Source organism: Amycolatopsis sp. NPDC057786 (assembly GCF_042797905.1).
Classification (GTDB): Bacteria; Actinomycetota; Actinomycetes; order Mycobacteriales; family Pseudonocardiaceae; genus Amycolatopsis.
This window is the reverse complement of sequence record NZ_JBHVKW010000115.1, coordinates 1-26,571: the sequence shown is the minus strand read 5'-3', so window position 1 is coordinate 26,571 and position 26,571 is coordinate 1. Positions and strand designations below refer to the sequence as shown.

The 26,571-nt window shown below is 66.8% G+C and carries 26 protein-coding genes and 1 pseudogene; 15 read left to right on the top strand and 12 right to left on the bottom strand.

Going from position 1 to position 26,571, the window contains the following annotated elements:
* Positions 1-285 precede the first annotated feature (285 nt).
* Positions 286-1,548, top strand: a complete 1,263-nt coding sequence (locus ACFVM3_RS36410; protein ID WP_091679885.1) for an IS256 family transposase — start codon at positions 286-288, stop codon at positions 1,546-1,548.
* 27 nt (positions 1,549-1,575) lie between these two features.
* On the opposite strand, the gene ACFVM3_RS36405 is transcribed toward ACFVM3_RS36410, so the two are convergent.
* The 4 genes from ACFVM3_RS36405 to ACFVM3_RS36390 form a co-directional block, all read right to left on the bottom strand.
* Positions 1,576-1,929 carry a DUF6114 domain-containing protein gene (locus tag ACFVM3_RS36405; RefSeq protein WP_218160488.1) on the bottom strand — a complete coding sequence of 118 codons (354 nt, stop codon included), beginning with the start codon at positions 1,927-1,929 and terminating at the stop codon, positions 1,576-1,578.
* 560 nt (positions 1,930-2,489) lie between these two features.
* Positions 2,490-3,950 (bottom strand): cytochrome P450, encoded by a 1,461-nt coding sequence (locus ACFVM3_RS36400; RefSeq protein ID WP_378444420.1) that lies wholly within the window; start codon positions 3,948-3,950, stop codon positions 2,490-2,492.
* Positions 3,951-3,961: 11 nt separating this feature from the next.
* A complete protein-coding gene (locus tag ACFVM3_RS36395) occupies positions 3,962-5,008 on the bottom strand; it encodes an LLM class flavin-dependent oxidoreductase (RefSeq protein ID WP_051172181.1) in 1,047 nt (348 codons plus the stop codon).
* Complete coding sequence (locus tag ACFVM3_RS36390; RefSeq protein ID WP_378444419.1) at positions 5,005-5,937, bottom strand: SDR family oxidoreductase; 933 nt, start codon at positions 5,935-5,937, stop codon at positions 5,005-5,007. The genes ACFVM3_RS36395 and ACFVM3_RS36390 overlap by 4 nt, the downstream gene beginning before the upstream one ends.
* Positions 5,938-6,026: 89 nt before the next feature.
* On the opposite strand from ACFVM3_RS36390, the gene ACFVM3_RS36385 reads away from it, so the two are divergent.
* The 5 genes from ACFVM3_RS36385 to ACFVM3_RS36365 all read left to right on the top strand — a co-directional run bounded on the left by ACFVM3_RS36385 (position 6,027) and on the right by ACFVM3_RS36365 (position 9,920).
* A complete protein-coding gene (locus tag ACFVM3_RS36385; RefSeq protein ID WP_043832444.1) occupies positions 6,027-6,644 on the top strand; it encodes a TetR/AcrR family transcriptional regulator in 618 nt (205 codons plus the stop codon).
* A 105-nt stretch (positions 6,645-6,749) separates the two neighbouring features.
* A complete protein-coding gene (locus ACFVM3_RS36380; RefSeq protein ID WP_043832442.1) occupies positions 6,750-7,247 on the top strand; it encodes a PaaI family thioesterase in 498 nt (165 codons plus the stop codon).
* Between the two features lie 88 nt (positions 7,248-7,335).
* Entirely contained in the window at positions 7,336-8,481 is a 1,146-nt protein-coding gene (locus ACFVM3_RS36375) for an acyl-CoA dehydrogenase family protein (RefSeq protein WP_043832439.1), read from the top strand.
* Positions 8,482-8,499: 18 nt separating this feature from the next.
* The gene (locus ACFVM3_RS36370) at positions 8,500-8,796 is read left to right on the top strand and encodes a hypothetical protein (RefSeq protein WP_091679880.1); all 297 of its coding nucleotides are present in this window, start codon (positions 8,500-8,502) and stop codon (positions 8,794-8,796) included.
* A gap of 29 nt (positions 8,797-8,825) precedes the next feature.
* A complete protein-coding gene (locus tag ACFVM3_RS36365; protein ID WP_043832437.1) occupies positions 8,826-9,920 on the top strand; it encodes a BtrH N-terminal domain-containing protein in 1,095 nt (364 codons plus the stop codon).
* A gap of 65 nt (positions 9,921-9,985) precedes the next feature.
* On the opposite strand, the gene ACFVM3_RS36360 is transcribed toward ACFVM3_RS36365, so the two are convergent.
* From ACFVM3_RS36360 to ACFVM3_RS36340, 5 genes are all read right to left on the bottom strand, one after another.
* Entirely contained in the window at positions 9,986-10,615 is a 630-nt protein-coding gene (locus ACFVM3_RS36360) for a TetR/AcrR family transcriptional regulator (protein ID WP_043832435.1), read from the bottom strand.
* A 1-nt stretch (position 10,616) separates the two neighbouring features.
* The gene (locus tag ACFVM3_RS36355; RefSeq protein ID WP_043832433.1) at positions 10,617-11,831 is read right to left on the bottom strand and encodes an NAD(P)/FAD-dependent oxidoreductase; all 1,215 of its coding nucleotides are present in this window, start codon (positions 11,829-11,831) and stop codon (positions 10,617-10,619) included.
* 2 nt (positions 11,832-11,833) lie between these two features.
* On the bottom strand, positions 11,834-12,025 hold the full coding sequence (locus tag ACFVM3_RS36350; RefSeq protein WP_043832431.1) for a ferredoxin: 192 nt from the start codon (positions 12,023-12,025) through the stop codon (positions 11,834-11,836).
* Entirely contained in the window at positions 12,025-13,422 is a 1,398-nt protein-coding gene (locus ACFVM3_RS36345; RefSeq protein WP_043832429.1) for a fatty acid desaturase, read from the bottom strand. Before ACFVM3_RS36345 ends, ACFVM3_RS36350 begins: the two co-directional genes overlap by 1 nt.
* A 1,008-nt stretch (positions 13,423-14,430) precedes the next feature.
* The gene (locus ACFVM3_RS36340; protein WP_043832427.1) at positions 14,431-15,303 is read right to left on the bottom strand and encodes an alpha/beta fold hydrolase; all 873 of its coding nucleotides are present in this window, start codon (positions 15,301-15,303) and stop codon (positions 14,431-14,433) included.
* A gap of 193 nt (positions 15,304-15,496) precedes the next feature.
* On the opposite strand from ACFVM3_RS36340, the gene ACFVM3_RS36335 reads away from it, so the two are divergent.
* From ACFVM3_RS36335 to ACFVM3_RS36310, 6 genes and pseudogenes are all read left to right on the top strand, one after another.
* Positions 15,497-16,147: a TetR/AcrR family transcriptional regulator gene (locus ACFVM3_RS36335; protein ID WP_170160675.1), complete on the top strand. Its 651-nt coding sequence runs from the start codon at positions 15,497-15,499 to the stop codon at positions 16,145-16,147.
* A 217-nt stretch (positions 16,148-16,364) separates the two neighbouring features.
* The gene (locus ACFVM3_RS36330) at positions 16,365-16,925 is read left to right on the top strand and encodes a DUF6230 family protein (protein ID WP_043832425.1); all 561 of its coding nucleotides are present in this window, start codon (positions 16,365-16,367) and stop codon (positions 16,923-16,925) included.
* Entirely contained in the window at positions 16,916-17,344 is a 429-nt protein-coding gene (locus ACFVM3_RS36325) for a DUF6114 domain-containing protein (RefSeq protein WP_318780707.1), read from the top strand. The genes ACFVM3_RS36330 and ACFVM3_RS36325 overlap by 10 nt, the downstream gene beginning before the upstream one ends.
* Positions 17,345-17,476: 132 nt before the next feature.
* Positions 17,477-17,641: pseudogene (locus tag ACFVM3_RS36320) on the top strand (DUF6114 domain-containing protein); the annotation flags it as partial.
* 175 nt (positions 17,642-17,816) lie between these two features.
* A complete protein-coding gene (locus tag ACFVM3_RS36315; RefSeq protein ID WP_076153553.1) occupies positions 17,817-18,146 on the top strand; it encodes a PAS domain-containing protein in 330 nt (109 codons plus the stop codon).
* Entirely contained in the window at positions 18,143-18,265 is a 123-nt protein-coding gene (locus tag ACFVM3_RS36310; protein WP_158077458.1) for an ANTAR domain-containing protein, read from the top strand. The genes ACFVM3_RS36315 and ACFVM3_RS36310 overlap by 4 nt, the downstream gene beginning before the upstream one ends.
* Before the next feature lie 1,229 nt (positions 18,266-19,494).
* Here the strand turns inward: ACFVM3_RS36310 and ctaD are convergent.
* On the bottom strand, positions 19,495-21,240 hold the full coding sequence (ctaD, locus tag ACFVM3_RS36305; protein ID WP_043832423.1) for a cytochrome c oxidase subunit I: 1,746 nt from the start codon (positions 21,238-21,240) through the stop codon (positions 19,495-19,497).
* 1,039 nt (positions 21,241-22,279) lie between these two features.
* Positions 22,280-22,849: a hypothetical protein gene (locus ACFVM3_RS36300; protein ID WP_043832421.1), complete on the bottom strand. Its 570-nt coding sequence runs from the start codon at positions 22,847-22,849 to the stop codon at positions 22,280-22,282.
* Between the two features lie 294 nt (positions 22,850-23,143).
* Here ACFVM3_RS36300 and ACFVM3_RS36295 point away from each other — a divergent pair, with 294 nt between their 5' ends.
* From ACFVM3_RS36295 to ACFVM3_RS36285, 3 genes are all read left to right on the top strand, one after another.
* Complete coding sequence (locus ACFVM3_RS36295) at positions 23,144-23,674, top strand: hypothetical protein (protein WP_197684727.1); 531 nt, start codon at positions 23,144-23,146, stop codon at positions 23,672-23,674.
* 87 nt (positions 23,675-23,761) lie between these two features.
* Positions 23,762-24,256, top strand: coding sequence for a DUF2243 domain-containing protein (locus ACFVM3_RS36290; protein WP_043832417.1), 495 nt, complete (start codon positions 23,762-23,764; stop codon positions 24,254-24,256).
* The gene (locus ACFVM3_RS36285; protein ID WP_197684728.1) at positions 24,253-25,068 is read left to right on the top strand and encodes a cytochrome c oxidase assembly protein; all 816 of its coding nucleotides are present in this window, start codon (positions 24,253-24,255) and stop codon (positions 25,066-25,068) included. Before ACFVM3_RS36290 ends, ACFVM3_RS36285 begins: the two co-directional genes overlap by 4 nt.
* A 98-nt stretch (positions 25,069-25,166) precedes the next feature.
* Here ACFVM3_RS36285 and ACFVM3_RS36280 read toward each other — a convergent pair whose 3' ends face one another.
* Positions 25,167-26,048: a manganese catalase family protein gene (locus ACFVM3_RS36280; RefSeq protein ID WP_051172177.1), complete on the bottom strand. Its 882-nt coding sequence runs from the start codon at positions 26,046-26,048 to the stop codon at positions 25,167-25,169.
* Positions 26,049-26,571: the final 523 nt, after the last annotated feature.

Genomic DNA, 26,571 nt, shown 5'->3' with positions numbered 1-26,571 from the left:
TCCTGGTCACGCTTCCGCCGCCGACGACAACACCAAGCCCGCCTCAGCCACTACAAACGCCGCGGCTACCCACTTCCTTAACTGCCGTTGCAGTATTAGGCCGTCCGAGCAGGTTCGTTCCACGTACCGACGCTGCACTCGAACGTGCGGTAGTAACCCTGCGGTTGCACGATGGGGGACTGTGTCGTGAGCGGTGTTTCCGGCCCGACACGCCGGGGGTGAAATCCGGCGGGATGGGTACGGACAGTGATGGCATCCGATGCTGTGAGCGCGGATCAGAGGAAGATGAGGAAGTCGGAGCGGGAGCGGTCGGCCGAGCAGGCTGCCGCGGCGGCGATGGTGGCGCAGGCGCGGGAACGTGGCCTGTCGCTCACTGGACCGGACGGGCTGTTGAAGCTGTTCACCAAGAACGTTCTGGAAGCGGCGCTGAACGAGGAGATGACCGAGCATCTCGGGCACGCGAAGAATCGTGCCGATTCGAATCGTGATTCGGCGAATGTGCGGAATGGGGCCCGGGGGAAGACGGTGGTTTCGGACGCGGCTGGAGAGGTGAACATCGTGGTTCCCCGGGATCGGGAATCGACTTTCGAGCCGAAGATCGTGAAGAAACGTCAGCGTCGACTGACTGACGTGGACGAGATCGTGTTGTCGTTGTATGCGAAGGGGTTGACCACGGGCGAAATTTCGGCGCATTTCGCCGAGATTTACGGCGCGTCGGTGTCGAAGGAGACGGTGTCTCGGATTACCGACAAGGTGATCGAGGAGATGCAGGACTGGGCAAGCCGTCCACTGGAGCCGGTCTACGCCGCGGTGTTCGTGGACGCGATCGTGGTCAAGGTGCGGGACGGCCAGGTCGCCAACCGGCCGTTCTACGCCGCGATCGGCGTCACCACCGACGGCCGCAAGGACGTGCTCGGATTGTGGGCCGGTACCGGCGGCGAGGGCGCCAAGTTCTGGATGAGTGTGCTGGTGGATCTCAAGAACCGCGGCGTTAAGGACGTGTTCTTCCTGGTTTGTGACGGCCTCAAGGGGTTACCGGAGGTGGTGGAGCAGGTGTGGCCACAAACGATCGTCCAGACGTGCGTTCTGCATTTAATTCGTAATTCGTTTCGGCTGACTTCCCGGAAATACACGGACGCGTTGAAACGCGACCTGAAAGAAATCTACACGGCACCCAACGCCGACGCCGCCGCAACGGCACTGGACGAACTGGACGAGAAATGGTCGAAGAAATACCCAGCCATGGTTCGACTCTGGCGTAACGCCTGGACCGAATTCGTTCCTTTTCTGGACTACGATATCGAGATCAGGAGGATGATCTGCTCGACGAACGCGATCGAGTCGTTGAACGCACGCTACCGGCGCGCGATCCGGGCACGTGGGCACTTCACCACCGAGCAAGCGGCGATGAAGTGCTTGTATCTTGTGACCCGCAGCCTCGACCCCACAGGGACCGGGGCGGCACGATGGATGATGCGTTGGAAGCCAGTGATCAACGCGTTCTCCATCACCTTCGGTGACCGCTGGCCGGTGACCGAGACCTACTAATCGACACCGCCGGAAACACCGTTCGCGTTACGGACCCTCCCGCGGGATGCCGAGCAGGAGGCCGCACAGGTTGGTGTAGAGGAACGAGGCCAGAGGCGTCAGGACGAGCGCGACGCCGAGCGGTGCGTGGTGTTGGGGCTGGGTCCAGAGCAACACACCGAGGACGATCATTCCGCCCCCGAGTAGGAATCCGGTCAAGCCCGCGGTGCCGGGCAGTGCGAAGACGGTGTACTGGTTGGGGGTAGCAGCATGATCGTGGTACCCGCCACGATGGCCAGCAGTCCTGCGAAGACGGGCGCCGACGGCGCCATTGCCGCCACCAGGCCCCCGGCGTTGCGCATGCCCGTACTGTGCCGAAGGAGACAGCTGGCGGTGACCCATCGCAGGTTGGCAAGCATGTGGCGCCGCGGTTCAGGGCGAGACTGTGCCCGGCAGCGTCCGGGCCGTTGATCTCTTCGATGGCCACTGTAGATCCTCGGTGCGCAGGTCGGGGCTCCTGGCTTGGTAGCTATCCGCAAGATAAACGGACCCACGGGGTTGTCTACTTTACTGGGAAGCGCAGACGCCTTTGGCGCGCTACTGCTGCAGGCCGACCACGACCACGGGCCGGGTGTGTCCGTCGCGGGGCGGAAGAACTGTGGGTAGGTTCCATACCCGTGTGCGGAACACCTCGTCCAGGGCGATCTTGATGCGTTGCTGGCCCCGCACGACTGCAGACACCGGCAGCACTCCCAGCATCATCAGTGCCATCACGAGGGGTGGCGGGGGCGAGCAGGCCGATGAAGTATCGCCACCGGATGCGGCTGCTGCAGGAGTCGGGGGAGGGCACGCTGGCGCGGTGCTCGGCTCATGGTGCGTTCATCGCTGTGTGCCTCCGTGGTCGCGGGCCCGGCCTCGGGGATCATCGGTGTCCTTGCGGTTCGGCTGGCGCGGTGCGTGGGTCAACGGGGGGTGAGGTGCACGGGCAGTCCGTCGGCGGGCACAGGGAGGGAGGTGTTATCCCACCGAATGCGGTAGCCATCGGGGACGCTCCAGCGGTAGCTGCGCAACATCTCGTGCAGGATGGCTTTGACCTCCAGAGTGCCGAAGTGCATGCCGATGCATTTGTGCACGCCGCCGCCGAAGGGGATCCAGGCGAAGCGGTGGGTTTGGTCTTCGCGGCGGTCCGCGGCGAAGCGGTCGGGGTCGAAGGTGTCGGGCTCGGTCCAGCATTCGGGTACGAAGTGGTTGATGGCTGGGGCGAGGGCGACGAGGGTGTCGGCGGGCAGGTAGTGGCCCAGGAGGTCGGTGTCGGTGACGGTCTTGCGCATCACCAGGGGCACGGGGGCGAGCAGCCGGAGGGCTTCCTTGATGATCCGGTCGAGGGTGTCCAGGCTTTCCAGGGCGTCGATGTCGGGCGGGGCGTCGCCGAGGGCGAGGGATTCCTGCCGGGCGCGGTCTTGCCATTCGGGATGGGTGGCGAGGTAGTAGGCGGCCGCGGTGGTGGTGATGGTGGAGGTGTCGTGTGCGGCCATCATCAGAAAGATCATGTGGTTGATGACGTCGTCGTCGCTGAACCGCTCGCCCTCCGGAGTGGTGGCGTGGCACAGCGCGGCGAAGAGGTCCTCGCTCGTGCTGGCGCGGGCGGCGGGTAGGTGCTGGGCGAAGTAGTCTTCCAGTACCCGGCGGCCGCGCACGCCGGCGCGCCAGCGAGTGCCGGGCAGCGGGGCGCGCACGAGCGCGCTGGCGGCGCGCACGGTGGCCACGAAGGCCTGGTTGATCTGCTCGGTGTCGGTCGAGCCGCCGCGGCCGCCCATGAACACCTGGGTCGCGATGTCTAGAGTGAGGTGTTTGAGTAGCCAGTACAACCGCACCGGACGGTCGGTGGGCCAGGTGGGCACGCTAGCGCGCACGCAGGGCGCGACCTGCTGGGTGTAGCCGGCCAGGCGGTCACGGGTGAAGGCCTGCTGCATGATGCGGCGGTGCATCTTGTGCTCGTCGAAGTCGAGCAGCATCAGCCCGCGGTGGAAGAACTGGTCGATCAGAAATGCCCACCCGGCCTGGGAAAAGGCCTTGTCTTTGTTGGTCAGCACCAGCTGCGTCGCCTCCGGGCCGGCCACGGTGGCGATGCGGGTGCCGAACGCGCCCATCCAGGTGACCGGGCCGTAGCGTTCGTAGCGTTCGCGGCCGAAGTCGGTGCCGAATCGGATGTAGTCGAGCAGATGCCCCACCACAGGTGTGCCGAAGTCGCCGCGGACCGGTCGCAGGCCGCTGCCTGCGGGCGGGGTGGCCAGGTCGGTGGCGGGCCAGCGGCGGCTGAACCGGCGCCACGCCTCGTCGACCGCCTGGGGTGCGGGGGCCACCAGTACCGACGATAGGCGCTGTCGGGCGGCCTGGGTGGTGCGTTCAACGATGGGGACCATGGCGGCTCTCCTTATTTGGTGGGTGTGCAGGTCAGTGGGGCGAAGGCATCCAGGACGGCGGTGGTGGCCGACCGGCCGGCGAAGGAGGGTGGATACAGCAGGGTCTGCTCGTACAGGCCCGCCCACCGCGTGGTGAACTGGGTGCGGACCTGCTCAGGCGTGCCGGCCACGGCGATGGTGTCGATCATCCGGTCCGACACTGCGGCCACCATCGCCTCCAGGTCACCGGCGCGGCGGGCGGCGCGGATGGCCGCGGCCTCGTCGGTGAAGTCGTGCAGGGCGAGGATGGCGTCGTAGGTTTTCACCGAGGCATAGAACGCGATCTGGGCCGCGGCGAGTCGGCGGGCGTGGTTTTCGTCGGGATCCACCGCGCAGATCACATAGCCGGCGACCGGCACCGCCCCGGTGCGGCCGGCGCGGTCGGCACCGGCCTGCAGCGCGGGCCGCACCGTGTGGCGCAGGTACTCGGGGGTAAACAAGGGATGGCCCACCAGCCCGTCGGCCACCGCCCCGGCGGCGCGCACCATGCGCGCGTTCACCCCGGCCAGATACACCGGGATCGCCCGCCGCGTGGGGGCCGCGACGGGCGCGGTCGGGACCACGTGGGTGCGGTAGAACCGGCCCTCGTGCCGCACCGGAGCTTCATCCAGCCGCCACAGCCGGCGCAACAGCGGCACCAGCTCCTCCATCCGGGGCGCGGGATGCTCACCGGACAAGCCGTGCCAGTCCTGCTGCATGCGCCGTGTTCCCGTCCCCAGCCCCAGGATCAGCCGCCCGCCGCAGACCGCGTCCAGATCCCGCGCCTCGGCGGCCAGCACCAGCGGGGTCCGGCCCAACCCGTAGGCGATCCCGGTGCCCACCGTGATCGTCTCGGTCACCGCGGCCATCGCCGCCGCGGCCACCACGGCCGAACGGTCGTAGAACTCCGCCGCCCAGGCCGACTCGAACCCGGCCTGTTCCGCGTGGGCGGCCAGGGCCGCCACCTCGTGGACGTCGTGGCCGGCGCACACCAGCGACACCCCTCGCTGCGTCGCCGTGGTGCTCGGGTCGCTCGTCATGAGGGTTGCGCTCCCGCCGCCTGCTGATTGGCCAGCGCGTCCGGGCTGGCCAGTGCGTCGTGCCCGCGCTCGGGCACAGCGCGGGCCTCGTAACCGGCCCGGGCAGCCGGGTCAGCACCGGCCAGGACCCGATCCGCTCCGGAGATCCGCATCAGGACATCGGCCAGCGCGCGCGGCACCAGCTCCAGCAGCCGGTTGACCGCCCCCAGCCACCGGGGCACGTACACAGCGAACCGCGGCCGGCGCACCGCGCCCACGATCGCGTCGGCCACCTGCTGCGCGGTCACCGGCCGCACCAGCGGGGACCCACCCAGACCGGTGGCCAGTTCGGTCCGCACCACCGTGGGCATCACACACGACACCGCCACCCCGGTGCCCCGCAGTTCCGCGCGCAACGCCTCCGACAAGCCCACGACACCGTGTTTGGTGGCGCAATACGTGGCCGCCCCAGCGAAGCCCACCTTGCCCGCCTGCGAGGCCACATTGACGATGTGCCCCCGCCCGCGCGGCCGCATCCGGCGCACGGCCTGCTGGCTGCCATGGATCACCGCGTGCAGATTGAGCTCCACCTGCCGGGCCGTCACCGATCCCGGCTCCTCACCCAGCGGCCCCAGCGGCATGATCCCGGCATTGTTGATCAGTACATCCAGCGGGCCGCACGTCGACTCGACCTGGTCAAGGAACGCCGTGAAGGCCTCCCCATCGGTGACATCCACCTGCCACCCGCGCACCGTCGGGTGCTGACTCAGCCACTGTCCTGTGGGGAGATCGAGGTCTGCGACGGCCACCGTCGCCCCGGCTGTGGCGAGCGTGTGCGCGGTCGCGGCCCCGATGCCTCGCGATCCCCCGGTGATGGCCACGACCACACCGCGCAGCGGCCGCGCGGTCCGCTCCCGGCGCCCTCGAGCCCCGTTGACCTGCTGTGCCACTGGTATCGCCTCCGCTGCCGATCGCTCCGACTTCTGACAGGAACCACGGTCAGAATGATTCTGACAGGAGAGTATGTCAAGATGGGGGCATGTCGGTGCCGAAGCGAAGCTATCGGGGTATCAGCGCCCAGCAGCGCCGCGACCAGCGGCGCGAGCAACTGTTGGCGGCCGGGTTGGATTTGCTGGGCACCCACGGGTGGCGGCAGACCACGATGACCGCGGTCTGCACGCGAGCCGGGCTGACCGAGCGCTACTTCTACGAGAGCTTTGCCCACCGGGATGAGCTGCTGCTGGCGGTGCTGGACCGGATCGCGTCGCAGATCCGGGACGTGGGGCTGCGCGCTCTGGCCGAGACGGAGGGCGACCCCCAGATGAAAGCCAAAGCGGCGATCGGCGCGTTCGTCGACCTGCTCACCGGCGACCCGCGCATCGGGCGCGTGGCCATGCTGGAATCCGCCGCCGAGCCGCTGCGCGCGCGGCGGCACGAACTGCTGCGCGAGTTCGCCCAGCTGATCGCCACCCAAGCCCGCACCCTCTACGGCGACGATGCGCTCCCGCCACCCCACGACCAGATCGCCGGTCTGCTGCTCACCGGCGGCCTCGCCGAACTACTCATGGCCTGGCTGACCGGGGAACTCCCCGCCAGCCGCCAGGACATCATCGACATCGGCGCAGCCCATTTCGCCGCGACGACACAGCGGCACTAGACCAGCGGCGTGACGGTGGCCACAACCCGTTTCTTAAACCCCCAGTATCACAGCGAGACTACTAGTCTCGCATTCACCGATGGCGCAAAGGAGGGGGGCACCGCGATGGCCGACTCGACGCTCACTTCGCTGCCGCCGCACCATCCACGGTGCCTGGGGTGCGGGCCGGACAACCCGGCGGGTCTGCACCTGGCCGTCTCCCGCGACGGGGACAGCGTGGTCACCGACGTCACCTTCGACGCGCGGCATCGCGGCGCCCCGGGCCTGGCACACGGTGGCGCGATCTCGGCGGCCTGCGACGACCTGTTCGGGTTCGTCCTCTACGTCGTGGAAGAGATGGCCGTCACGCGGAGGTTGACCGTCGACTATCTCGCGCCGGTGCCGCTGGGCCAGCCGCACCGCATCACCGCAGGCCTGCAGCGGCGGCACGGCCGGCGACTCCACCTGGAGGCCACCGGCACCGGCCACGACGGCATCACCCGGTTCACCGCCGAGGCCCTGTTCGTCGTCGTCGACCACAACCACTTCGCCCCGCACGGCCTTGAAGCCGACGTCCAGGCCATGTTCACCCGGCACCAACCACACGACCGCAAGGACCGCTGAGGGCGAACCTCTGTCGTCCCGCACGTCGGCGCCGGGTTCGAGATATGCCCAAGCCCGGAAACCACCACGACTCGGAGGGAGACACGCTATGGCTGAGTACCGCAGCCGGTGGAACACCGATGATGTTGAAGAGTTCCGTGATCTGGCCCGTCAGTTCTGCCGGAAAGAACTGGCCCCGAACCAGCAGCGCTGGGCCGAGCAGAAAAGTGTCGACCGGGACCTCTGGACCACCGCCGGGCAGGTGGGGTTGCTGTGCTTGTCCATCCCGGAGGACTACGGTGGAGGCGGCGGTTCGTTCGCGCACGAGGCCGTACTGCTGGAAGAGCAGGCCGCCAGTGGCGACAGCTGCTGGGGCGTGGGGCTGCACAACGCGATCGTGGCGCACTACATCCTCGCCTACGGCACCGAGGACCAGAAGCAGGCATGGCTGCCCAAACTCGCCTCCGGCGAATGGGTGGGTGCCATCGCCATGACCGAGCCGGGGACCGGCTCGGACCTGCAGAATGTGACGACGAAGGCGATCCGTGACGGCGACAGCTACGTGATCAACGGCGCGAAGACCTTCATCACCAACGGCGGCCAGGCCGACCTGGCGATCGTGGTGACCAAGACCGATCCGTCCCGGGGCGCCGACGGCATTTCGCTGGTCGTGGTGGAATCCGGCCGCGCGGGGTTCCGTCGCGGCCGTGTGCTGGACAAGATCGGCCTGCACGGGCAGGACACCGCCGAGTTGTTCTTCGACGACGTCCGCGTCCCGGCCTCCAACCTCCTCGGCACCGCCGAGGGCCAGGGTTTCGGCCAGCTGATGCAGCAACTCCCGCAGGAGCGGCTGCTCATCGGCATCACCTCGGTCGCCGCCCTGGAAGCGGCTCTGCTCGACACACTCACCTACACCAGGAACCGCCAGGCCTTCGGCAGGGAGATCTTCTCCTTTCAGAACACCAGGTTCACCCTTGCCGAGGCCGCAACCGAGGCCCGGGTCTGCCGCGTGTTCCTCGACGACTGCATCAGCCGCCACCTCGACGGCGGCCTCGACGTGGCCACCGCCGCCATGCTCAAGTGGTGGTGCAGCGACCGAGCCATGCACGTGATCGACAACTGTCTCCAACTCCACGGCGGCTACGGCTACATGAGCGAGTACCGCATCGCCCGCGCCTGGACCGACCAGCGCGTACAGAAGATCTACGGCGGCACCAACGAGATCATGAAGGAAATCATCGCCCGCACCCTGTAGCTCGAAGGACCCGTCACCATGCCATCCGGCTGTCGCACCACGTCGCGGTGCCGGAGACGTCGAGGTGGGGCAGGGCGTTGGCGACATCTACGTCCGGTCAACGACGCCGCCCAGGGAATCGGGGCCGCAATCGCGATCGCCGGCAGTCTGCTCGCCAGCAGCTACCGCACCCACCTCGGTGCCACCACCGCCACGCTGCCGACCCAGGTGCGCGGCGGTGCCACCGACTCCCTGTCCAAGGCAGTGCACCGCACCGTCATCGCCACGATCCCGCTGACCCTGTGGGCACCCGCATACCACTCACACATCGCATAGACCGCCCGCGATTAGTACAGGAGCCACCCGTGACTGACCAGCAGCACATCACTGACTACCCGCACGAGTTGGCCGGGCACTGCGGCTCCGGGGCGCTGCGCGACCTGCTGCACTGGGCCGGTTTGTCTTACGAGTCCACACCCCTCGACGAGGGCACCATCTTCGGTCTCGGCGGCGCGCTCGGCTTCACCTACCTGCGCCATCCGGCTATGACCCCACCGATCTACCTGGTCGGCCGCGGCCCCGACCTCACCGTCGACTTCACCCGCCGTCTCGGAATCACCGCCACCCACGACACCACCGACGACCCCGACGAAGGCTGGGCCTGGGTCCGCGACGAACTTGACCAGGGCTACCCCGTGTTGTGCTGGGCCGACATCGCCGAACTCCCCTACCTGCGGGTCCGGCTGAGCATGAGCCGCCACGACATCGTCATCGTCGGCTACAACGACGACAGCCACACCGCCACCGTCGTCGACAATGACCGCCCCGACCCGCAACACGTCCCCTACGATGCGCTCGCCCGCGCTCGGGCGTCCACCGGCTTTCCCACCCCTACCCGGCACACCACCTACCGGCTGCGCTACCCCACCCAGCTGCCGCCCCTCGCCGACGTCACCGCTGACGCCTGCCACGCGGCCGCCCGAGCTCTGCGCGACCCCGAACCAATGTTTGACAGCATTACCCACGGCACTCCAGGTCTGGTGGAGGGACACGGTGTGGACGGCGTAGCTACCTTCGTCGACGACCTCAGCCGCTGGCCCGAACTGTTCTCCTCCGACCAGCTCGACACCACGCTGTTCGCCCTGGCCGCCTTCATCGAGAAAGCCGGGACCGGCGGAGGCCTGTTCCGCCGACTGCAAGCCGACTACCTCAGCTACCTGGCCCGCCGCACACAGCTGTCGACCGCTCGGCAAGCCGCCGACACCTACACCCGACTCGCCCGCCTGTGGAGCGACCTCGCCGCCATCGCCACCAGCAAAACCGACGCGCTCACCCGCATCCACACCATCCACGCCGCCGCCCGCCACTTGCCCGCACTGGAGCAACGCGCCGCGGACGACCTCCAGATCCTCGCCCGCGACCTCACCGCGGGAGACACCAACGGCGCGGACCCTGGCTAGCCGGGGAGCGCGCGAGAGAGCGTACTCGGCGAAACGGCCGGTCCACCGCGTCAGCCCCGCCCGCGTCAGCCGTAGCGCAGGGGCTTCCGGGAGGGCTGGTCAAGCACGCGGGAGGCCAGCCAGGCGAGACCGTCCGCGGTGTGCGCTGGGGTCTGCGAGGGTTGCATGACGTGGCTGAGGACTGTCCGGACGATCGCGTCGACCACCACACCGATCTGCTCAACTGTGAGCCCTGGCCGGTAGGACGCCACGCGGTGTGTGAGCATTGCTTTGGTCCGGGTGATCAGGGTGCCCGCCTGTGTGGTCAGCAGTGGGAGTAGTTCGGTGTCCGTGCCATGGGTGGCGGAGGCGATCGCGCGGAGCAGGAGATTGTCGGCGGCGAGTTCCAGCACGTTACGCACCGCGGCATAGATCGCCTCGACGAGGTCGGTTGGGTGGCGGTCGAAGGCGTCGCCGACGACGGTGAGGAACCGGTCCAGCTCGTGGGCGACCATGGCGTCGGCCAGCGCGGCCTTGGACCCAATCTCGTTGTAGACGGTCTGGCGGCTGACGCCGACGTGTTCGGCCAGCCGCGCCATGGTGACCGCCGACCAGCCGGTGCGAGCTGTCAACTCGATCGCCGCGGCGATGATCGGCTGCCGGTACTGGCCGCCCACGGCGGACGCGGCTGAGAGAGTCCCGCCCATGGCCGCCATCCTAGGCGACCGCCCCGGTGGTGGCCGCGAACGCGACCGCTTCCGCCCACGACCCCCGGGCGGCGATGCGCCGCCGGTACTTCATGATCTCGCGCGGCCGGTCCACGGTGAGCGCGCCGACGATCCGGTCGCCGCGCCGGTACAGCGCCGTGAACCCGGCCTCGGCCGGCACGGCGACCACCACCTCCTCGGCGCGTGAAGTGCCGACGAACTGGATGCGGTGGCCGTACCAGTCGGACCAGAAGTAAGGCACTGCCGCCAGTGGGCGCGCGGCGGCCGGGTCGAGGGCGTGTCGGGCGGCGGCCGCTCCCTGCTCGGCGGCGTTCGTCCAGTGCTCTAGTCGCATCGACTCGTCGTCGAACAGCGGGTTGACCACATGGGCCACGTCGCCCGCCGCGTACACACCCGATAGGCCGGTTGACAGGGTGGCGTCGCAGACCACGCCGCGGTCACGCTCGTGCAACGGCACGCCGCTGCCCTCGAGCCAGCGGGTGGCCGGGTAGACCCCGGTACCGGCCACGACGAGGTCCGCGGGCAGGACCTCCCCGGTGGACAACCGCACCCCGGTCACCACGCCATCCGCCGCCTCCAGCCGCATGACCTGGGTGGACAACCGCAGGTCAGTGCCCGCCGCGCGGTGCAGGTCGGCGCAGACGGAGCCAACCTGCCGCCCGACCGAGCGGACGAGTGGCAGGTCCAGCGTCTCGACGACCGTGACCGGCAAGCCCCGCTTGCGTGCCGCGGAGGCGACCTCCGAACCGATGAAGCCGGCGCCGATCACGACGGTGCGCGCGCCCCGATCCAACCCGGCGCGTACCGCGGCGGCGTCCTGCGCCGTCCGCAAGGTGTGGACTCCGGCGCAGCCATCGGAGCCGGGGAACCGCCGTGCCGTGGCGCCGGTCGCGAGCACCAACGCCTCGTAGCGCACCATCGTGCCGGACACCGACACTTCCCGAACCTCGGTGTCGAGCCCGTCCGCAGGTGCTCCCAGCATCAGCTCGACACCGAGGTCCTCGCGCAACTCAGTCTCGCTGCGGAAGGGCTCCACACTGGCGGGGCCGTCCGGGTCGAGGAACGCCTTCGACAGCGGTGGCCGGTCGTAGGGCAGCTGTTCCTCCGCGCCGATCAGCACAATCCGGCCGTCGTAGCCGACGCGGCGCGCGGACTCCACCGCGCGCAGCCCAGCCAGCGAAGCGCCGACCACCACGAGTGTCACGGTCAGTCCCTCAGCTTCAACGCGAGCACCGGACAGGCGTCGACCGCAGCGGTGAGGTCCTGCCGGTGTTCCTCGTCTGGGTGTTCCTCGTGCACGACGACCCTGCCGTCATCGCCCACCTCGAAGAAGTCGGGCGCCATCGCCTCGCACATACCGAGGCCCTCGCACCTGTCCCGGTCGGCTTCAATCCGCATCACGCGCTCACCCGCCCCGGGGCCACGAAGTCGACCTTCTCCCGGACGCCGCAATCCGGGCAGCACCAGGAGTCCGGGATCGCCGACCACGGCGTGCCCGCAGGGAACCCCTCGCGCGGGTCGCCGAGCTTCTCGTCGTAGACATAGCCGCAGCCGGGGCACATCCCGCCGTCCGTCGCGTCACCTCCGGCGTCGGCGGCGACGACTTCGGGCGCGTCGGTGGCGCCATACCGGACGAGTACCTTCGCCCGCTTGCCCGGCTGGATGTTGGCGCGGCTGATGTCGCCGTCGAAGTGGGCGACCACGCGCGGGTCCATCACCCGGCGCCACAGCGGCGGGATGAGCGCCAACACGATCATCCCGGCGTACCCGGTGGGCAATACCGGCGACTCGGCGAAGTCGCGCAGTGTCTGGTATCGGCGGGTGGGGTTGGCGTGGTGGTCGCTGTGCCGCTGCAGGTGGTAGAGCAGGACGTTCGTGGCGATGTTGTTGGAGTTCCAGCTGTGACTGGGATCGACCCGCTCGTAGCGGCGCCGCTTAGGCGTGCCCACCTGCTGGCGCAGCATCCCGTAGTGCTCCATGTAATTCACGATCTCCAGCAGCGAGAACCCGATCACCGCCTGGATCAGCAGGTAGGGAACAATGCCGACGCCCAGCCACGCGATCATCGCGGTCCACAGCACGGCCGACATCAGCCACGCGTTGAGCACGTCGTTGCCGATCCGGAACGGGTGCTGCCCACGACGTGCGTAGCGGTTACGCTCCAGCTCCCAGGCCGACTTCAACGAACCGAAGACGGTACGCGGCCAGAATCGGTAGAAGCTTTCCCCCACGCGGCTGCTCGCCGGGTCCTCCGGAGTCGCCACGCGCACGTGGTGGCCGCGGTTGTGCTCGATGTAAAAGTGCCCATAGAAACTCTGCGCCAGCGCGATCTTCGACAACCACCGCTCATGGCTCTCCTTCTTGTGCCCGAGCTCGTGCGCGGTGTTGATACCGATCCCGCCGATACACCCGATCGTGGCGGCCAGGCCGATCTTGTCCACGACAGACAGCTCTCCCCGCGCGATCAGCCAGAACGCGAAAATGAACGCCGCGTACTGGATAGGCAGGAACAAGTAGGTGATCCAGCGGTAGTAGCGGTCGTTCTCGAGTTGCTCGATAACATCGTCGGGCGGATTGCTGCGGTCCAGGCCGGCGACCAAGTCGATCGCCGGGACCACGAGCAGGATCACGATCGGACCGATCCAGAACCACACGCCCCAGCCGGTCACCGCGTGCATCGCGATCGCCAGGAACGCCAGTGACGGCACCACCAGGCCGATCAGCCACAGGTAGCGCTTGCGGTCAGTCCACTGCTGCGTCGAGCCAGCGGGCACCGTTGCCTTCTTACCGCTCATCTCACCCTCCTCAGCTAGTTGACAAAACCGTACAACACGTACAGCACCCTTGACAAGATTGGAGATTGTGTAAAAATACTGCCAGCGTCGCGCAGGTCCCGGGCGAACCTACTGAACTGAGACACCTCCCCAGCACGACGACCGCCGCGTTCGAAATGGGCGTGAATCCAGGCGCGTTACGGACGGAGGCGGCGCCCAAGCTGGCCAGCTTGGGCGGCCATCGTCGCGGGAGAGGACCGCAGGTCTGGGACCATGGAACGTCTACTGCGTCGGTACCGTCGTCTCCGCCCGCACGGGGACGTTTGTTCTCGGTCACTGTGGTGGCTAATGCCGTGGTCCAGGCTGCCATCGTCGGGCGTCAGCGAACACGCTGGAACCCGGTGCGGCGCCCTCCGACGCCGTAGCCAATCCCGCGACACCCAGGGTCAGATCTTTGATGCCGAGGTCTGCCGAGACCACCTACACGCCTTCGCCGACCTCGTCGACGGCCCGCTGACCCACTTGCCTTGCGGTCACATCGACACCAACGCCGCCTGGGCGGCCTGCGCCGCGCCCTGTCACAAGCTGCTGTGCGGGGCAGGTTCGCTGACCAGCGCGTCCACGTCGGAACTGCGGGCGACCCGACGGGCGAGTTCTCATCGGCGGCCGACGCGGCCTGACCGCACACCCGGTGTGTCCGTGAAACTGGGGCAAGCTCACTGATTACCGCAATCAAAGCCGCAGCCGCGTAGATGGCTGGTGCGGGGTGTACCGGGACGGCGAATTGAACCCGGCGGGCGGGATCGAAGGTGCAGTGGCACCACGGAGTCAAGCGGCGATTGGAGAACTTCATCGGCCCGCGTGTTATCTCCAGGTCGCTGCCGAAAGACGTGGTAGGAGCCCTATGGCGAGCTGAGCGGACGTTGGGCGCGGCTGGTTCAAACAGGTGCTGGCGGGGTCGCTACTCGGCGGGTTGACGATGTCCTGCTCGCCTTGGTGGGCGGCTCGGGTGGGCGACGATCGGTCGTGTCACGTGTCGGGAGTGGCTGGGAGGTGGTTGAGGTAGTCGAGCAGGGCAGTGGTAAAGAAGTCGTTGTCGTCGCCGACGATCATGTGGCCGGTGTTGGCGATGGTCATGCTGCTGGCGGTGGGGATGCGATCGAGGAGGTGCTCGACGGAGCCTTGGTCGATGACGTCGGACAGTTCGCCGCGGATGAGCAGGGTGGGTGCGGTGATCTGGTGCGCCGCGTCATCGATTTGGCGCAGGGTGTCGGTGAACGCAGCGGGATCGGCCATGAACTGGAGAAGTTGGGGATCCCAGTGCCAGTACCAGCGCCCGTCGCGATGTTTGCGGAGGTTCTTGCGCAGCCCGCGGGTGCTGCCGGGCGTGGTTCGATGCGGGTTGTAGTCCGCGAGCGCGGCGGCGGCGTCGTCGAGGGTGGCGAATCCCTCGCGGTGTTGACCCATGAATCTGAGGATGCGTTCGGCGCCGGTGGTGTTCATCTGCGGGGCGATGTCGACCATGACCAGGGCGCGGCCGAGGTCGTGGTGCGCTTGGGCGACCAGGGCGGTGAGGCCGCCCATGGAGGCTCCGACGAGCACGGGCCTGTCCTCGCACGTTCGGCCGATGTGGGTGAGGTCGTCGACGAGGTGCTCGAGGGTGTAGCCGTCGGGGCAGGCCCAGTCGCTGTCGCCATGGCCTCGGGCGTCGAGGGTCAGCGCGGACCAGCCGTCGGCGGCGAGGCGGGCGGCGGTGCGCTGCCAGGATTTGCGGGTCTGTCCGACGCCGTGGAGCAGGATGGCAGTGCCGCGCGGGTGGGTGCTCGTGTCCGGTGTCCAGTGGTCGCCGGCGAGAGTGATGCCTTTGCACTGGTAGTGGACGGTGGTGGGGCCAGTGGTCACGGGCTGAACCTCTTCTGGGTGTTGTCTCGCGCGAACTGTCGACCGCTCGGGCTGTGCGGCGCGGCAGACCACGCGGTTTAAGACTGACAGTATCGGTCCTAGACTATTAGTTAACAGGCCAGATGTGGGGACTGTGTGACGATCAATTACACGAACTCAACGGCTGCTGGCTGTAGGAGAGAGAGGGGACTCGATGTCGGCCAACGCCGCGATGCCCGCCCAGCCGGAGCCCGGGAATGCTGCCCAGGACCCCCGGCCCGCGCGTTCTCGCGCGCTGCTGATCGACGCGGCCACCCGGTTACTGACCGAGGGCGGTATCGACGCGGTCACCATCGACGCAGTGACACGCGTCGCCAGCGTTTCTCGCGCAACCCTCTACCGGCACTTCGGCACCGGCACCGAGTTGTTGGCGGCCGCGTTCGAGCAACTCCTACCGCCGGTGCCGCCCGCCCCGGAGAGCGGGACACTGCGCGAGCGGCTGCTCGCGCTGCTGGCCAAGCAGGCCGCGCTGATCGAGCACGCTCCGCTGCACCTGACGCTGCTGTCGTGGCTGGGCTTGAGCATGCCCACGGCCGGACCCGTCGACAACGTCGACAACGGTGAGCCCGAGAGCGACCGGCCGCGACTGCATACGTTGAAGCGCCGACTCATCGCCCAGTACCGCGAGCCGTTCGACGCCGTCCTGTCCAGCGCCGGCCTGCGCGAGGTCATCGACACCGATCAGGCGCTAGCGCAGCTGATCGGCCCGCTCATCTTCAACCGGCTGGTCACCGGACGAGCCAGCGGCACGACGTTCTGTGCCCGGATCATCGACGACTTCCTCGCCGCCCACACCGTGAGCTGACCGAACCGCGCGAGCCGGGACTGTGCGTTATTGTCGCCGGCGCGAGACTGCTAGTCTCGGTACAGGACTCCTAGTCTTATTGAGTCGCGTGCCGCATCGAAGGCTCCGGCCGGTGAGCACGCCGCAAAGAAGGTGGTCGGTCATGGCAACGGTGTCGAGGCATGCAGCCGACTCGGGTGCGAGCGTTGGGGGCGGACGGACCCGGTGGCGCCGCTTCGTGGGACTGCTGACGCCGGCATTGATCGTGGTGGTGCTGATGGTCGGCGGGATGATCAACGGTGTGCTGCCGATCTCCATCGCGGCGGAGGGTCAACGCCGTATCAAGATCGAAATCGATGAGATGTCGGCGACCGGCTACGGGACTTTTCCTCAGTTCTTCGAAACCCAGGACGGCCGCAAGCACACCGTCGTGGTCGTCGGGCTCTCCGGTGTCCGCGCGACCGGGCTGTGCGGCTCGGGCAAGGCGCGAACCCCCTTCGGAGACTATGTGCTGCGGGTCGAGACCAGAGGCGATCAGCGACTGCAGGCCGATGACGTCAAGTTCGCTATCGAGAACATCGACGGCGCTGACCTGGCCGGGGGCACCCTCACGTTGAACCGCCACGACACCGCGCCTGACGGCACGCCGGTGGACTCCGGGCACGAGGGAACGCTCCCGATCACCGCGCGGTCGGTGCTGCTGGACCTGCACGCCGACGTCCGCTGGGTCACCACCAGCGGGCTGAAACTGTCCGCGGTCGACCTGACCGCCGGGACCGACGTCAAGGAGTGCTTCTAGTGGAGCTGTCCTGGGGTCGTTGGTGGGCGGCCTCGGTTCGGTGGCGGCGGGGCCGACCGTTCTGGGGTGGCGTGGTCACTCTGGCCGGTGGGCTGATCATCCTGCTGTTACCCGCCAACCAGTTCACCGTGCTGGCGCTGCCCGGTGTCGCGGGGCTGGCCGGGTTCCTGCTCGGTGGGCTGATCGCGGCCATGGGCCCGCTGCTGTGGTTTCTCCCCGAGCAGCGAGTCATGCTCGGCATCGCAATCGTCCTGCTCGCCCTCGCCTCATTCGTCTATTCCAACCTCGGCGGCTTCCTGATCGGCATGCTGCTGAGCATTATCGGCGGCAGCCTCGGGTTCGCCTGGACCCCCAGCGCGACGAAACGACCAACACCGCCGCACCCACGACCCTCTCCGACCCCGAGGCCCCGCTCCTGACGGGACCGTAACGCGAGCTGCACCTCTCTGTGTCAAGCGGCTGGTGTCAGAGAGGGAACCAACTTGTTGAATCTGGGCAGAGATCGTGGTCTGCAGCCATGATCTTTGAGGCTGTGATTCGGATTCCTACTCGGGGGCGGAATGATCGCCCTCGGTGTGTTGCTCTGGACCCAGCCCCAACACCACGCACCGCTCGGCGTCGCGCTCGTCCTGACGGCTCTGGCCTCGTTCCTCTACACCAACCTGGGCGGCTTCCTGCTCGGCATGCCCGCCGCTGGCGTTGCTGCTGTCGGTTGAGTCAGCGGGTCATCGTCATGGCCGCCACCATCACTCCTGAGTGGAAGGGGGTGATGACATGACCGATGATGCAGAGAAGCGGCACCTGTCCAATCCGCTGGGCGCGGACAGTGTCCATCGGATCGGCCGCTACACCTACGAACGGGCTCGCGATTCCTGAGAGTGGACGACGGGGGTGTACCTGATTCACGGCTACGAACCGGGCGAGATCGAGCCAAGTACGCAGTTGCTGCTAGAGCACAAACACCCGGAGGAACGGCCTCGCGCCAACGAGGTACTCGACAAGGCGCTGGCAACCGGCGAGCCATTCTCCTACTACCACCGCATCATCGATACACATCAGCAGGTACGACACGTGGTCGTGCTCGGCGAGGGCCACCATGACGAACAGGGCCAGGTGCAACGGGTATCCGGATACATTGTGGACCTCACGGAGAGCCCGACCTGGACGTCCAGACCGAGGTGGACCACCAACTGGACGCCGCGCTCAGCACTCGAGCAGTGATTGAACAGGCCAAAAAAACGTTGATGCTGACCTACAGCATTGATAATGCTGTGGCGTGGTCACTGTTGCGCTGGCAATCGCAGGAACACAACGTGAAAGTGCGTGAACTCGCCGCCTGACTGGTCGATGGTATGACGAAACAGCAACACATCTCGGAGCAGAGCAATCAAGAGTTCACTCACCACTTCCTCACCCTGGCCGAGTGCCCCCGCTCCAACTGAGCAACCGAGCGGCTGACGTGTCCTGCTGCGAATCATTCACATCCTGCTATGCGGAAGGGGAAGCTCGCCGACGCCGACATATCCTCCCGGCTCGCCACGTGGCGTGGATGATGGCGTCGTGCATCTGTCGCAGCGGCCGGGCTGGACTCTTCGTCCCTGCTGGCCTCGGTGCGATCAGCGGTAGCTGACTCGCATCTCCAGGGAATAGATACTGGTCTTTTTGGTCTTGTCCTTGACGTGGTATCGCCAGGGCACTTCGTGGGTATTCCGTCGCTTGAAATTCAGCCTGAACCGGGTCTGCGTCGCGACCGTCGTTCGCTGATGGCGGTAAGTAGTTGTTGATCTGAGGCCATAAAATGGTAGCCACGATGCCGAACAGTCGGAACGATCGCGTCGCTGCTCCAGTTGCCTCGTCACCCGTAACTCCACATGCGGTTGATGCTCACTCAGCATGGGGCATTCACTGGGCAGCAGACTACCGATCTTTCTGCTTGTTGATCTGGTGGTCGTGCCACTTCCCCGGCAAGGTGCCTTTCTCCCTCTCGGGATCTGGATCGCCGCCGTAGGGGCGCATACCACTTGAGGCGACGCGCGTATCCAACTCATTACTCTGGTCGTGATCGGCCTCAGGCTCGGGCTGCTCGTCATCGTTGTGCTCGCCGGATGGGCTTTTCCTGATCGGGTCCGGCCTGTCTGGTCGAGAGGAGTCGTGCTCAGGTCCAGTGGTCATCGCGATTCAGCTCTTCCCTCGGGGCTTCCCTAACACTCGGTTAGCACCCCGCGCCATTGACCGGTTCGTCGAAGAGTGGCGATCCGCTGCCGCTCCACCCGAGACAGATACCGGCTCGACCGGGTCTCCTCGGCAACCAATGCGGGTGGAAGCTCGCCGTTCTCCGCCCGCCAGCGGTAGCCGGTTTTACGGCCAATCCCGCGATCTGGCACGCCTCCACCGTCCCTACACCCGCCAGAACCAACTGCCAGTACCGCGACTCAAGATCCAACCGCCGCTTCGCTCCACGCCTCGTCATCAGTACGCCCTCTTCTACCAGGAGTGTTGCGACAAGTACTGGAACCCAAGCCGAACCAGGGGGTCAGATTTCGACCGGCGTTGACAGGGCGCATATCCGCTACTTGCCGCGCGGGTCGCTGCTTGGTCCCTGTTCGTCAGGCTGGGTGAGCGCGGCCCCGAGTTCTTCGGGTGCGGCGGGCTGGGGGCGCTGTTTGACGGGGGTGCGGTGGCTTTCGTTTCGGAACTTTTCGACGAAGTGGGGGTAGTGCAGTTCGAAGGCTGGTCGTTCGGAGCGGATTCGGGGCAGGTCGTAGAAGTTGTGCCGCGGGGGTGGAGACGTCGTCGCCCATTCGAGCGAGTTGCCGTACCCCCAGGGGTCGTCCAGGTCGGTGGGTTCGCCGAAGCGCCAGCTGCGGACGACGTTCCAGATGAACGGCAGCACGGAGGCACCCAAGATGTAGGACCCGATGGTGGACACCATGTGCAACCCGGTGAAGCCGTCGCTCGCAAGGTACTCGGCGTAACGGCGGGGCATTCCCTCCGCCCCGAGCCAGTGCTGCACGAGAAACGTCGTGTGAAAGCCGATGAACGTGGTCCAGAAGTGCAGCCTGGCCAGTGGCTCGTCCATCATCCGACCGGTGATCTTGGGAAACCAGAAGTAGATCCCGGCGAACGTCGCGAACACGATGGTGCCGAACAGGACGTAGTGGAAGTGCGCGACCACGAAGTAGCTGTCGGTGACGTGGAAGTCGACTCCCGGCGCCGCGAGCAGCACGCCGGAGAGCCCGCCGAACAGGAACGTCACCATGAACCCGATCGACCACAGCATCGGTGACTCGAAAGTCAGCTGCCCCTTCCACATAGTGCCGATCCAGTTGAAGAACTTGATCCCGGTCGGCACCGCGATCAGGAATGACAGGAACGCAAAGAACGGCAGCAGCACAGCGCCTGTCGCGTACATATGATGCGCCCATACGGCGAGTGACAGGCCGGTGATGGCGACCGTCGCCCAGACCATCAACTTGTAGCCGAACAGTGGTTTTCGGCTGAACACCGGCACGATCTCGCTGATGATGCCGAAGTACGGCAGGGCCACGATGTAGACCTCGGGGTGACCGAAGAACCAGAACAGGTGCTGCCACAGGATCGCGCCACCGTTGGCCGGGTCGAACACGTGTGCGCCGAGGTGACGGTCTGCCAGCAGCCCGAACAGCGCCGCCGTAAGGATCGGGAACGCCGCGAGTACCAGCACGCTGGTGAACAGGATGTTCCAGGTGAAGATCGGCATCCGCCACATCAACATGCCGGGCGCGCGCAGACAGGCGATCGTGGTGATCATGTTGACCGCACCCAGGATCGTGCCGAGGCCGGTGATGATCAGACCCACCGCCCACAGATCCCCGCCCACTCCCGGGCTGTACGCCGCAGTGGACAGGGGTGTGTAGGCGAACCAGCCGAAGTCGGCGGCACCACCAGGCGTGAGGAAGCCGCCGATGGTGATGAGCGCTCCGAACAGGTACAGCCAGTAGGAGAGTGCGTTCAGTCTCGGGAACGCGACGTCCGGCGAGCCGATCTGCAACGGCACAAGGAAGTTGGCGAAGCCGAACACGTTCGGCGTCGCGTACAACAGCATCATGATGGTGCCGTGCATGGTGAACAGCTGGTTGTACTGCTCTGGAGAGAGGAACTGCAGCCCTGGGTAACCCAGTTCGGTACGCATCAGCAGAGCCATGAGACCGCCGATCAGGAAGAACCCGAACGAGGTCACCAGGTAGAGGATGCCGATCTGCTTGTGATCGGTCGTCCTGATCAACCGCAACAGCACCTGCCCAGGCGGCTCGGCACGACGCGGCGCATGCGGCATCGGCGCCGGTGAGTAGGTGCTCCTCGATGTCTGCGTCACGGGTTCAACTGCCCTCGCTCGCGTCACTGGCAACTCACATCCACTAATGGCGGCACAGGAGTACCCGGCGCCGCTGCTCTTACACCCGCAGTACCCAGGTCTCGGCTTCACCCGCTCCGTGTACGCGCCCGCCTTGCACGAGAAGCACCGTGGCCCCGATCGAAGCGGCAGCACTCAGGGGAACGAGGAGCGCCGGGTGGACCACTGTCAACACAGACAACAACATGGGCCACGTCCTTCCAGAGCCGCTCTGGAGGGGACGTGGCCCATGCCGCTCCCCGGTATCGGGACACTGACCATACCGATTCCGGGGGCTCGGAGCGGTCAGCGTTGCTGACCGTTGGCGTTGGCAACTCGCCTGTGTCAGGTTCGCTCCGTAATTGACGATTGCGATAGCAGACCGCAGCTCTTGGATCGCCAGTGGTGATGCTCGTCGGTCTCCATGCCGTCTGGCCTGAACGGCTACCCCCGCCCGGGTAGGGCAAACGGCGTCGTCAATGTGACAAGCGGCGATATAGCAAGCGCTGATCTCATGCGGAAAGCCGGGAGCGAGATCGCAGTGGTGCCTACGCGTCAGTCCGAGGGTCAGAGCAATCGTGGCTACGCTTCCGCGGCTCGGTCTGCACGCGTCCACAGCCCGAACTCCCAGTCACTCGAGTGGATCCTGCAGTGGGTCCTGAGCACCGGTGCCAGGGAGGCATATGCCTGCGATAGCCGTCATCGTCGCTAACGACGCCGCGGGCTTCGCGTCATGCCGCATCAGTTGAATTGATAGCACCCGTGTCGGTCGATGACAGGGCGTCCAGCACGAGATGGATCGCGACGCCGAGTACGACGTGCCCAACGAGACCGCGCGCGTGGGTTTGCCAGGGGTAGGCTTTCGCTGGTCCAGTGACGCGAAGCAGTGGGCCGGCGATTTCATCGTTGACGACGAACAAGCCGAATCCCGAGAGCGCGCGCTCACGCCTGCTCTGCTGTGTCGAGACCCTTGATGTCGTGGTCAATGTCCACGGCCAGTGATCACATCGCGGATACGATCCACCAGGCCGACACCGGGGGCCAGCATTTGCAGCGCAGCACCCTCCTTCGGACTGTTCGGGTGGGGCCGGGTAGGCGACATCTGCGCCGATTCCTGAGCGCGAACGCCAAGGGTGACCAGCTCGTCGTTCGAGCACGTTTTCTGCATCAGTGGGAACAGCATGAACTCTTGCTCGTGTACCACGGCCTTCACCTGCCCCATCAGAGTATGGATTGTGGGCCAGAAGTGAGGGTCGTCCGGATCCAGGCCTTCGAGCTCCTTCATCGTCTGCTCCGCTTCTGCCAGCGCCGCGATCTCCCGGTCCGCGATCTCGTCGCCGCCGGGCAACCGGTCACGGACGAAGGGAAAGAGGTGGATCTCCTCGACGACGGAGTTCTTCATCAGCCCAATCACAGCCTGCTGCACCAGGCCCCGGGCCTGCTCACTCGGAGCGTTGCGCAGCTTCTCGAGTTGGCTGAACAACAGGGAAACCTGCCGCTGCTGGCCGATGAGATACGTGATGATGCTGGGCGGCGCAATGGTGGCTGTCATGCAATATCCGTACCCGCGCCAGCACACGCCAAACCGGCTTACCCCAGCACGAGTAAACGTCGGCGGAGCGATCAGTACCTGGTCACCGAGTTGGAGCACCCGTGCGCAGCGGGTGGGAACCGAATACGTCGGGAAGGGACCACACTGGGGCTGATCGGCGCGGGTTTGCAGCGGGGACAGCGGTTCGTGTCGGGTTGACATCGATTCGGTCGCACGACCTATCCGCGGTTCACGCTGACCCGCTCCTGCTGGGCCCACACGATTGGGACCGGTGGGCCGGGGTACTCGGGTGTGATGAAACGAGCGCTGTGGCAGGGCCTGGTTGCCGGCGCGGCCGGGGTGGTGGTGATGACGCTGGGCGAGAAGGTGGAGCAACGCCTGACCGGACGCCCCGATTCCCACGTTCCGGCACGAGTTCTGCAACGCCTGACCGGGATGAGGGAACGACCGCGACGACAACCTGTGCCGGTGAACTGGGCGATGCACGTCGGCCAGGGTGTACTGCTCGGCGTACTACGTTCGGTCATGGCGCATGCCGGGCTGCGCGGTCCGTGGTCCTCGGCGAAGTTCGCTGTGGTCCGGCTGACCAATGACCAGATTCTGGAGAACGCCACCGGCGTCGGTGCCCCACCACCCTCGTGGCCCCGGCAGGAACTGGTGGTGGACCTAGTGCACAAGACCGTATATGCCTTCGCCACCGGCATCGTGGCCGATGTCCTGGCCGCTCGTTCCGGACCCGGCCCCGGTCAGAGTCACGCCTCAATGCGCCCCGGCCGCCGGTCCGATGTGGACCCGCTGCCCCGCGACCACGCCTACAGTCGATAGCCGCACAAGGCGACGCACGACAGCGTCGCTGCACCGGCGGACCCTGCCGACACGAGATACCGACACAACCGAGGGTTGACACTGACCATGACCGGACCAGTTCGACCCGGCCCCTCCGAAACCCACTCCATGCCCGGGCGGTCGATGGCGGTGTGTGCGCTGCTCGGTGCGGCGGTGATGGCCGCGGTCGACGAGATCGTCTTTCACCAAATCCTGGCCTGGCACCACTTCTTCGACCGCTCCACTCCGGCGGTCGGCCTGCTTTCGGACGGCCTGCTGCACACCGCCGAGTTGCTGGGCCTGGTGGCCGGCTTCGTCCTGTACGCCGACCTGCGCCGCCGCCGCGCTCTGGCGCCGACCCACGCCTGGGCGGGGTTGTTTCTCGGCCTGGGCGGCTTCCAACTCTTCGACGGCATCGTCGATCACAAGGTGCTGCGCATCCACCAGGTCCGCTACGGCGTCGACACCATCCTGCCCTACGACCTGGCCTGGAACGCCGCCGGGCTGGTGCTGCTGGCCATCGGCGTCGCCTTGGCCGTGCGCGCCCGCCGACGCACTCCAGCCGATGCGGCGGGCGCGTGACTGCCACACACATTCAGCACGCGCCAGCTCATCTCGGCATCGCAGCGATTGAACTGGTCATCGCCGCGACCGCCTGCGCGGCGGTGCTCGGCTACCTGCTGGCTGCCACCCGCCTGCGCCGTCGCGGCGATATGTGGCCCAGGCGACGGGACGTCTTCTTCCTCGCGGGCGGTAGCGCGCTGGTCTGCGCCGTGCTGATCCCGCTTCCGGGTGAACCGTTCACCGGGCACATGACCCAGCACCTGATCACCGCGATGATTGCGCCACTGCTGCTGGTCCTGTCCCGCCCGCTCACCCTCACCCTGCGCGTCCTTCCCCCCGGCCGAGCGCGGCGCGCCCTGCTGACGATGGCGCACTCCCGGCCCGCGGCCTGGCTGGTCTTCCCGCCACTGGCCGCGCTGCTGGACATCGGCGTCCTGTGGCTGCTCTACCGCACCCCGCTGTACGCCGCAACCCAACACCAGCCGCTCGTACACGCGGCGGTCCACGCCCACGTCCTGATCGCCGGGCTGCTATTCACCTTCGCCGTCTGCCAACTCGACCCGCTGCGCCACCGCTGGAACCTCGCCTGGCGCGCGACCACGCTGCTGGCCGCCGGAGCAGCCCATGCCATCCTCGCCAAAACCCTCTACGCCACACCCCCGCCCGCAACCGCCGTCACCACCGACGACCTGCACACCGCCGCCCAACTGATGTATTACGGCGGCGACCTGGTCGAGATCGCCCTCGCCGCCACCGTCGCCATCACCTGGTACACCACGACCGGCCGCGCCCACACTCGACGCCGGCGCCAACCGGCTGCGGCCTCCTGACGAACACCCACGCTCGCCCGCCGCCCCCCTTTCCGGCGTATTCGGCTCCGACCCCCGTGGGGGAAGCCTGGTAGGAACCAGGCATCCCCCGACGACAATCACTCCTGAGTGTCGGTAGTCCCGGTGGCAGGGTTCATCGAGGCGGCCGACGGCGGCGGGGTGCCGTACAGCCGCGGGTCACCGGGAGGCAGCACCGGCCGGTCGCCGTGCGGCTCCGGATTGTCCGTGTAGCTGAAGTTGCGCCCGCTGCCATCGGGCATCTCCCCCGAAGCCCACCTGCCCGCACCGGCTTCGGCGCCATCGCTGCAGTTCATGTACTGGCTGACGAAGTCGAGGTTCTGCTCGGACTCGTTCGGGAACGCCTCGGGCACCGGCAGGCCCTCCAATCCGTCCGCCTTGAGTTCCTCGATCGCCGCCAGCCACTGCTGCTGGTGCATGTGGTCGCGGGCGAGGTTGAACCGCAGCATCGCCTTGACGCCGGGATCGTCGGTCATGTTGTACAGCCGTGACACCTGCAACCTGCCCTGCATCTCCGCCGTCGCATTGAGGTGGAAATCGGCCATCAGGTTGCCGGAGGACGTGGTGTACGCGCCCAGCCACGGCACCCCGCTGCTGTCCTGGTAGTAGCCCCCGCCGCCGTTGTTGATGAGATGCTGCGGGTTGGACCCGCCGTAGATGGCCGCGGTCATCGGATTGTCCGACACGGCCGCCTCCTGCACCGACATCGGCGCACCCTCGTTCAGCCGCGCGATCATTGTGCAGATCATCTCGACGTGGGCCAGCTCCTCGGTACCGATGCCCAGCAGCATGTCCTTGTACTTGCCCGGCATCCGGCAGTTCCAGCCCTGCTGCAGATACTGCAGCGCGACGGTCAGCTCACCCCATTTTCCCCCGAGGATCTCCTGCAGACGTTTCGCGAAGGCAGGGTCAGGGCCATCCGGTTTGGCCTCGAACTGCAAGGTCTGAACATGATAGAACATTGCACTCCTTCTCACGGCTTCGATTGCACACGTCACTTTCGGCCGCGACGCATTCGAGAAGAGTTCCCCTTGCGTGCTCGCCTATGCTCCGAACCGCTGACCTTTCTGGCCGAACAGATACTTCGGCAGGACTGCCAAAAAGTGAATGGACTCACCGCGCCTTGCACGAGGACCCCGCCGGGGCGATCGGCACAGCGAAGCAACTTGTCGAAGCGACCGCGAAGGTCGTCCTGCACGAACGAGGGCTGCCAATCAATGACAACGCCACCGTCCCGGACCTGGTCAAGGCTTCCCAGCAAGCTCTGCACCTGCACCCCTCGCCGACGTCATCCACAACGCCATCGGGGAGACGAGCCGACATCGGCGAGGTACCGCGCGACGGCCGACCAGTGCGATGCATTCGGGTCTGCCGCCACCGCTGTCGAATACCGCATCTGGCCGTGACGTCTATATCCGGACAGAATGGGGCAGGTGGGCGATGAACGATCATCCCGGCAGGCTGCCAACAGTGAGGCGCTGGGGC